6 protein-coding genes and 1 tRNA gene are annotated in these 8,500 nt (G+C 71.4%); 1 reads left to right on the top strand and 6 read right to left on the bottom strand.

The genetic code is table 11. The features are described from left to right. Nucleotides 1–181: 181 nt before the first annotated feature. Nucleotides 182–1,438 carry an erythromycin esterase family protein gene (locus AOK00_RS32900; protein ID WP_055603818.1) on the bottom strand — a complete coding sequence of 419 codons (1,257 nt, stop codon included), beginning with the start codon at nt 1,436–1,438 and terminating at the stop codon, nt 182–184. A 58-nt stretch (nt 1,439–1,496) separates the two neighbouring features. Here AOK00_RS32900 and AOK00_RS32895 point away from each other — a divergent pair, with 58 nt between their 5' ends. After that, nucleotides 1,497–2,240, top strand: a complete 744-nt coding sequence (locus AOK00_RS32895; RefSeq protein ID WP_055603817.1) for a TioE family transcriptional regulator — start codon at nt 1,497–1,499, stop codon at nt 2,238–2,240. Nucleotides 2,241–2,437: 197 nt separating this feature from the next. Here AOK00_RS32895 and AOK00_RS32890 read toward each other — a convergent pair. From AOK00_RS32890 to AOK00_RS32870, 5 genes are all read right to left on the bottom strand, one after another. Further along, nucleotides 2,438–2,522, bottom strand: a tRNA-Leu gene (locus AOK00_RS32890). Nucleotides 2,523–2,804: 282 nt separating this feature from the next. Next, nucleotides 2,805–4,301 (bottom strand): SulP family inorganic anion transporter, encoded by a 1,497-nt coding sequence (locus tag AOK00_RS32885; protein WP_055603816.1) that lies wholly within the window; start codon nt 4,299–4,301, stop codon nt 2,805–2,807. Between the two features lie 404 nt (nt 4,302–4,705). Further along, nucleotides 4,706–6,442, bottom strand: a complete 1,737-nt coding sequence (locus tag AOK00_RS32880; protein ID WP_055603815.1) for an acyl-CoA dehydrogenase family protein — start codon at nt 6,440–6,442, stop codon at nt 4,706–4,708. A 75-nt stretch (nt 6,443–6,517) separates the two neighbouring features. Continuing rightward, nucleotides 6,518–7,132 (bottom strand): PadR family transcriptional regulator, encoded by a 615-nt coding sequence (locus AOK00_RS32875; RefSeq protein WP_055603814.1) that lies wholly within the window; start codon nt 7,130–7,132, stop codon nt 6,518–6,520. A gap of 263 nt (nt 7,133–7,395) precedes the next feature. Further along, on the bottom strand, nt 7,396–8,500 hold a 1,105-nt coding region (locus AOK00_RS32870), incomplete at its 5' end, for a glycoside hydrolase family 15 protein (RefSeq protein WP_173861702.1).

Here is an 8,500-nt window from a genome sequence, read left to right as displayed (position 1 = left end):
ACTTCGGCAGGCCCAGCGTCGCATCCGAGACGAAGTTCAGGACGATCTCCCGGCCAACCGGCGCGATCCGCGCCGGTGTCACCAGCCGCAGGACCTCCTGCACCGACGGCGAGAGATGCCGTGCGTCCCCTACCAGGTCGCTCACACCCCTACAGCGACCCGGAACCCGAACCGTTTCTGATCAATAGACGTCCTTCACGAACACGATGCCGTCGACGTCGGCGAGGTGCGCCGGGTCGAGCGGCGCGTAACCGAACCAGGGGGACACGCGCGGCGCGGGCGGGGAGTCGCCGAAGGTGGCGGCCAGACCGCGGGCGTCGACGACCGAGCACTCCTCCGGGCCCGCGTACAGGAGTCCTTCGACGGTGTCCTGCGGCGGGATGTCGATTCCCTGGTGCCGGATCGTTCCCAGTGCCGTCGCCAGGAAGGCGTACCCCTCGCCCAGTTGGGCGCTCACGATCGCGCCCGCGCTCCACCACTCGACCGGCAGGCCGCCCATCCGCATCGAGCTCTTGTGCCGCTGGAGATGGCCGTTGTGGGCGTGGACCAGTACCGGGGCCCGGCCCACGCGGGCCGCGCGGCCGACGGCCCCCGGAGCGGCGGCGTCACCGTCGGCACCCGCGACCGCCAGGAGGTTGTCGGCCATCATCCGGTCCCGCAGGCTCACCAGCCGCGTCATGCGGCTCGGCGAGGTGTCGGCCATCCAGTAGTGGTAGCGGAGGAGGCCGGTGGCCGTGCGGCCGTACAGGCGCGCCCGGTCCCAGTCGTCCCGCGAACTCGTCGCGATCAGGTGCGGCGCCCGGGCATCCAGCAGCGCCACCAGGTCGTCGGCGAGCAGCCGCAGCTCCGTGGCCTCGGCCGACCGGCCCGCGGACCGGGACGGGTCCGTCATCGCGGCGGGGTTCGTCCACCGCTCGTCGGGGCCGAGCAGGCGGTCGAGTGTGTCCATGGTGCAGGTGGAGTGGAGCAGCTCCGCGTCCACCCGGGTGGAGAGGTAGCCGTGGAGTGCGGTGAGGGCCTCCCGGGGGCTCTCGGCGCCGGTGATCTCCAGCGGTCCGTCGAAGCCCGCGAAGCGGATCCGGTCGGCCGCCGGGCGGCCGTCGTTGAAGGCGCGCATCCAGCGGACGAGCTCGCGGTTGGCGGCCGACGCGCCCCAACCGTGGCTGAATCCCCGCTCCATGACCCGGTCGAGGGTGCCGGCGCCCGTGGTGACGTAGTCGTCCACGAGCAGACCCCGCATGCAGTCGCTCTCGATCGTGATCGTCCGGTAGCCCTCCTCCTCGACGAGCCGCCGGAACAGTTCGTTGCGTACGCCGAGAAGCGCGTCCACGCCGTGCGTGGGCTCTCCCAGGGCGAGCAGCCGCGGCCTGCCCCGGAGCAGGCCCATGACAGCGGCGGGCTCGACGGCATGGGTGACGTCCTTGATGTCGGTAGCCATGCCTTCAACGGTATCGTTGAACACCCGGTTGAAACTTCTGCGCGAAATCGACGGAGCCATGGGACGAAACCTTCAAAGTGCCGGACAGCTTCGGCCTGTCGACCTGGCGCGCGAGCACGGTCTGTCCACACAGGCGATCCGGAACTACGAGGAGGCCGGCGCCCTTCCGGCCGCCGCCCGCACGCCCTCCGGATACCGCGGCTACACCTCGCTGCACGCGGGCGCGCTCCGCGCCTTCCTCGCCCTGCTGCCCGGCCACGGCCACCGGACGGCGACGGCGATCATGCGGGCGGTGAACGAGGACGCGGCCGAGGAGGCGTTCCGTCTCGTCGACGAGAGCCACGCCCAGCTCCTCGACGACCGCCGGACCCTCCGGGCCGTGGAGAACGCCCTCCGCGACCTGGAGCCCGTCACCCCCGCGACCGAGCCGGGTGGCACACGCCCCGCGCCCCGAGCAACGTTCATCGGGCCCCTCGCGGAGCGGCTCGGCATCAGGCCCGCGACGCTGCGCGCCTGGGAACGCGCCGGGCTGGTGCGCCCCCGCCGCGATCCGCTCACCGGGTACCGCGTCTACGAGGAGGCCGACGTCCGGGACGCCCGCCTTGTCCACCAACTCAGGCGTGGCGGCTACCTGCTGGAGCAGATCGCCCCGCTGATCACCCAGGTGCGGGCGGCCGGTGGTCTCGAACCGCTGGAGGCCGCGCTCGGCGACTGGCGCGACCGGCTGTCCACACGCGGCCGGGCGATGCTGGCCGGGGCCGCCGCCCTGGAGACGTACCTGCGCGAGCGCGAGCGCGACTGAGACCCGGCGGCCCGGGACCGAGGACCGCTACCGCGCGGGCAGCGTGACCTTCGACGTGAGCAACGCGGTGGGGACGGCGCCGCTGGTGAGGGACCCGGGATCGCTGCTGATGCGACCCGGTGCGGGCTCCGCGCCCGGAAACGACGAAGTGGTGGCCGAGATCGCTCTCGACCACCACTTCGTACGACGAACCGTCGTGTCCGAGGGGGGACTTGAACCCCCACGCCCGATAAAGGGCACTAGCACCTCAAGCTAGCGCGTCTGCCATTCCGCCACCCGGACAAGGTGTGCGTCGCGGTGAGGGATGATCACTCGCGGCGACAAGATGAATATATCAGGGCTCTGACCTGCACTTCACCTCCGTTTGCCGGTGGAGCCCCACCCCTGATCGCGGCGCCGGGACCACGGGGGCGTTCGCCTACCGCGTCCGCCACCGCGGTCATGCGCAGCCGACCGCGCCGGAGGAGTTCGTCCGCGCGCTGCCCACGCAACACCACGGCCTGTTCGTGCGCGGCGCGACGGACGGTGGCACCGCTGCTGGGCCCGGTCCCGGATCCCCCGCCCTCAGCCGCCCGCGAGTTCTCCGCTGAGCCTGCCGTGCAGCGCCGCGCTCGGGTCGTTCAGGCCGGTGATCTCGACGGTCTTGCCGCGCTGCGCGTACTTCGTCTCGATCGCGTCGAGGACCGCGACCGACGAGGCGTCCCAGACGTGGGCCGCCGAGAGGTCGATGACGACCCGGTCGGGGTCCGTGGCGTACGCGAACCGGCCCACGAGTTCGTTGGCCGACGCGAAGAACAGCGCGCCTGTGACCCGGTAGACGACAGTCGTGCCGTCGGGTTCGGTCACGGCGCTCAGCTCGGCGTGGTGGGCCACCCGCCTGGCGAAAATGATCATGGCGATGACCGAGCCGGCTACCACCCCGACGGCGAGGTTGTGGGTGGCGACCACGCACACGACGGTGATCACCATGACGGCGATCTCCCCGACGGGCATGCGCCTGAGGGTCGCCGGAGCGATCGAGTGCCAGTCGAAGGTCGCGAAACACACCATCACCATGACGGCCACCAGGGCGGCCATGGGGATGTCGGAGACGACCGGCCCGAAGACGACGCAGAGCACCATCAGGAAGGCACCCGCGAGGAAGGTGGACAGCCGGGTCCTGGCGCCGGACACCTTCACGTTGATCATTGTCTGACCGATCATGGCGCAGCCGCCCATGCCGCCGAAGAAGCCGGTGACGATGTTGGCGATGCCCTGACCGATGGACTCACGGGTCTTGTCGGAGCGGGTGTCGGTGAGGTCGTCGACGAGCTTGGCGGTCATCAGGGACTCCATCAGGCCGACGAGCGCCATGGCGAAGGCGTACGGCGCGATCGTCGTCAGCGTGTCCGGGGTGAACGGCACGTCGGGCAGGCCGGGCGTCGGCAGCGAGGACGGCAGCTCACCCTTGTCCCCGACGGTGGGTACGGCGATCCCGGCGGCCACGGTCACCGCGGTGAGGATCACGATGGACACCAGGGGCGCGGGGACGACCGTGGTGGCCTTCGGGAGGAACACCAGGAGCAGCAGCCCGGCCGCCAGGAGCGGATAGACGGCCCAGGGGACGTTCCGCAGCTCGGACACCTGGGTCATGAAGATCAGGACGGCCAGCGCGTTCACGAACCCGACCATCACCGAGCGCGGGATGAACCGCATCAGCCTCCCCACCCCGAGGGCACCCATGATCACCTGGATGACGCCGGCGAGGATGACCGCGGCGATCAGGTACCCGAGCCCGTGCTCACGGTTGAGCGGTGCGATGACGAGCGCGACGGCGCCGGTCGCGGCGGAGATCATCGCCCGGCGTCCGCCGACGATCGCGATGGTCACGGCCATGGTGAAGGACGCGAACAGGCCGATCGCGGGGTCGACCCCGGCGATGATCGAGAAGGAGATCGCCTCGGGGATCAGCGCGAGGGCGACGACCAGACCGGCCAGCACCTCGGTGCGCCAGACCTTGGGATCGTTCAGCCAGTCGGGACGCAGACGCGCGAAGGGAACACGTGCGGGGAGAGAGGACAAAGGACGAGGAACCTGTCACGCGTGGGCACGCCCCGCGGCGGACGGGGCCGGGGCATGTGCGGATCTGCGCCGGGGGCGCCGTCGGCCCCGACATGACAACGGCGGGGCAGCAGCCTGCCGCCCTCGCCGTCGGCAACCCTACCGGGGCCGGTCGCGGGGACGACCTGCTCGCAGAGCGCCGCACGCCCGGCCGGGTCGCGCGCGGGCCTGCGCGCCCAGGCCGGCTCGCACCGCACGGGGGCCCTGCCCGCCCCGGGTCTGCATGCCCAGGCCTTCGCACCGCCCCGGGCCTGCACGCCCAGGCCGGGGCGCGCACCCTCGGCCTCGTCAGATTCTCGACCGGCACGCCGTCGCGTTCCGGCCGGGGCCGGGGCGAGCATGCCCCGGCCCCGGCCGACGGGACCTTACGGCGCCATCTCGTACGTGCCGGACAGCGCCTCGACGCGCTGCCAGACCCGGCCCGAGCGGGCCTCGTCGACGACCGGGCGCCGGACGGCTCCCAGGGCCCACGCCTGCTGCTGCTCGCTGGCGGAGTCCTTGCCGTGCAGCTCGATCGCGTGGGCGGAGAAGTCCCGTACGAGCACGGCGAACAGCTCGTCGAGGACGTCCTCGTCGAGTTCCGTCAGACGGGCCTGCTCCAGGACCAGCTGGCCGTGGACGACGAGCGCGAAGAGCTGGCCGACGGCGAGCAGGAGGTCGAGGTCGCGGCTCTGCTCCTCGTCCGGCGCGGCGGTGCGGACGAACTCGCAGAGGGCATCGGCCTGCTCTCGGAACCGGGCGACGTTCGGCACTCCGGCGTACGTGTCGTAGGCGGGGCGCCAGTCGTGGAAGCGGACGGAGCCCAGGCCGCGGGCCGGTCCCTGCCGGAAGAGGAAGGTGTCGTCGGCCGCGTCCAGCCGGGTCGGTACGGGCTCGTAGTCGGCCGGCGCGAGGAGGTGGTTGCGCATGAACTTCAGGATCAGCGCCAGGTTGACGTGGACCGTGCCCTCCAGCTTCGGCAGGCCGCGGATCTCGACGGCCGCCTGGGCGAAGTAGTTGTCCTTCTCGAAGCCCTTGGCGGCGATGACGTCCCACATGAGGTCGATGACCTTCTCGCCCTCCGTGGTCACCTTCATCTTCGTCATCGGGTTGAAGAGGAGGTAGCGGCGGTCGTCGGGTCCGGCGGAGCGGAAGTAGTCGACGGCGCGGTCGCTGAACAGCTTCATGCCGACGAGACGGACGTACGCGTCGGCCAGCTCGCGCCGCACGTGCGGGAAGGCGGTGACGGGGCGGCCGTAGAGGATGCGGTTCTGGGCGTGGGTGACGGCCTCGTACATCGCGTGCTCGCAGATGCCGATCGAGGCGGTGCACAGGTTGAACTTGCCGACGTTGACGGTGTTGAGGGCGGCGTCGAAGGCGGCGCGGCCGGTGTGCAGGACGTCCTCGGCGGCGACCGGGTAGTCCTCCAGACGGAACTCGCTGACGAACTTCGAGGAGTCGACGACGTTCTTGACGAGGTGGTACGCCGGGTGGCGGCTGTCGGCGGCGAAGAAGACGTAGCCGTCGGGGCCCTCGACGTCGGTGCGGCGGCCGAAGACGGAGACGAGTCCGGCGGCGTTGCCGTTGCCGATGTAGTACTTGGAACCGGTGGCGCGGAAGCCGCCGTCGGCCTCGGGCTCCAGGAGCATGTCGGTGGAGTAGATGTCGGCGCCGTGGGACTTCTCGGAGAGACCGAACGCGAACACCTCTCCCTCGGCGAGGAGTTCGGCGGCACGGGCGCGGGCGGCGGCGTTGTCGCTCTGCCAGACCGGGCCGAGGCCGAGGATGGTGACCTGCCAGGCGTACCAGTAGTCGAGTCCGTAGAAGCCGAGGATCTCGTTGAGGGCGGCGATGCGGGCGGTGTCCCAGCGCTTGTCCTGCCCGCCCCCGGAGGCGTCGGTCCCGGCCTCGGCGGACGGCGTCAGGAAGGTCTCGAACAGGCCTTCCTTGGCGGAGAAGGCGAGGAAGTCGCCCAGCCAGGCCCGCGTGCGGTAGTCCTCGATGATCCGGCGCTTGCCGCGCGCCTCGAACCAGTCGACGGTGGCGCGGAGCAGCCGCCGGGTCTCGGGGTCGAAGTGCGCCGGGTCGTAGGTGTGCGGGTTGAACAGCAGCGAGTCGGCCATGGGCTCCGTCTTTCGGTCCGGTGGGGTGCGGTGGAGGGTGTGGAGTGCGGTGGTCGGGCGGCTCGGGGGCGCGCCTCAGCGCGCGGCGGCGAGCCGGTGGAGGGTGGCGAGGACGTCGTCGAGCCAGGCGAGCGTCATCCGCTCGTACGCGATACCGCCGCGCAGTACGACGTGCTGGAGCTCCCGGCCGGCGTCGAGCGGGCCGGAGGGGGCGGGCGTCTCCTCGCCCGGGTCTGATCCCGCACCCTGCCCCTGCCCCGATCCCCGCCCGGGTCCCGGGAAGTCGCGCTCCTCGCCGGCGAGGTAGTGGGCGAGGCGCTCGGTGTGCGCGCGCCGGTGCCGCTCGACCTCGTGGATCAGCGCGGCCGGGTCGTCGAAGGCCGCGCCCCGGATCTTCACGGCCAGGTCGTGCCGGATGCTCTCGGGCTCGATGGGTTCGTGGATCCAGCTGGACAGCACGGCCTGGCCCAGGTCCGCGACGGTGTACTCCTTCTTGTCCGGACGGCCGTGCTGCGGCACGTCCCGGACGTCGACCCAGCCGTCGCTCTCCATCCGCTTGAGCACGCGGTAGATCTGCTGATGGCTGGCGGTCCAGAAGTACCCGATGGACCGCTCGAAGCGCCGGGCCAGCTCGTAGCCGGATCCGGGCTTCTCAAGGAGGGACACGAGAATCGCGTGTTCGATCGCCACACCCGGAATCCTTCTATGCAACGAGTTGCATAGGCAAGCGCGACCGCCCCGGTGAGACGCGGCTCACCCGGTCGGCGCGGAGACACGCGCGAGGCGTACCGGGCGAGGTCCGCGCGACGGAGCATCGCCGGCCGGCTCGCCGTACGGTCCAGGCCGCGCAGGAGACGCGAGTCCCGCCTGCTTCGCGGACGCCCGCGAGCCGTGGCCCGGCGCCGGAAGGCGCGGCGACGCCGGCAGCGGGCCCGTACCCGCCGCCGTCGGGCTCACCTGCGGTCGGCGGCCTTGTCGAGTTCCTCGTCGAGGGCCATCGCGGCGGTGATGAGGGCGAGGTGGGTGAACGCCTGGGGGAAGTTGCCGAGTTGTTCGCCGGTGCGGCCGATCTCCTCGGCGAAGAGTCCGACGTGGTTGGCGTACGTGAGCATCTTGTCCATCGCGAAGCGGGCCTGGTCGAGACGGCCGGCCCGGGCGAGGGCCTCGACGTAGAGGAAGCTGCAGAGCGAGAACGTGCCCTCGGAGCCGCGCAGTCCGTCGGGGGACGCTTCGGGGTTGTAGCGGTAGACGAGGCTGTCGGTGACGAGTTCGCGGTCCATGGCGTCGAGCGTGGAGAGCCACGAGGGCGCCCTCGGCGAGATGAAGCCTACGAGCGGCATGAGCAGCAGGGACGCGTCGAGCACCTCGCTGTCGTAGTGCTGGACGAAGGCCTTGCGCTCCGGATTCCAGCCGCGTTCCATGACCTGGACCAGGATCGCGTCGCGCTGCGCGGTCCAGCGCGCGAGGTCGGCGGGGCGGGCGTACTCGTTGGCGAGACGGATGCCGCGGTCCAGGGCCACCCAGCACATCATCCGGCTGTACGTGAAGTGCTTGCGTCCGCCCCGCGTCTCCCAGATGCCCTCGTCGGGGCGGTCCCAGTTGTCGCAGAGCCAGTCGAGCAGCGCGGCGAACCCCTTCCACCCCTCGTAGCCGGCGAGTTCGGCCAGATCCGGTGAGTGGGTCATCGCGTAGGCGAACTCGCCGTAGATGTCGAGCTGGAGCTGGTCGGCGGCTCCGTTCCCGGCCCGTACGGGGTAGGAGTCGCGGTAGCCGGACAGATGCGGCAGGACCTCCTCGGGCAGCCGGGGGTCGCCGTCGACCCGGTACATGATCTGCATCGGCTCGGCGCCGGGCGGGCGCGCGGCGCGGCCGCGGCCGCCGAGCCAGCGGCGGAAGGCGTCGGCCTCCTCGATGTATCCGAGGTCGAGCAGGACGCGCACCGAGAACGACGCGTCACGGATCCAGGTGTAGCGGTAGTCCCAGTTCCGCTCGCCGCCGATCTGCTCGGGGAGCCCCATGGTGGGGGCGGCGATCGGGGCGCCGGTGGGGGCGTAGATG

Origin of the sequence: Streptomyces aureus (genome assembly GCF_001418135.1) — a bacterium.
GTDB classification, from domain to species: Bacteria; Actinomycetota; Actinomycetes; order Streptomycetales; family Streptomycetaceae; genus Streptomyces; species Streptomyces aureus_A.
This window is presented reverse-complemented; position numbering and strand designations above follow the sequence as displayed.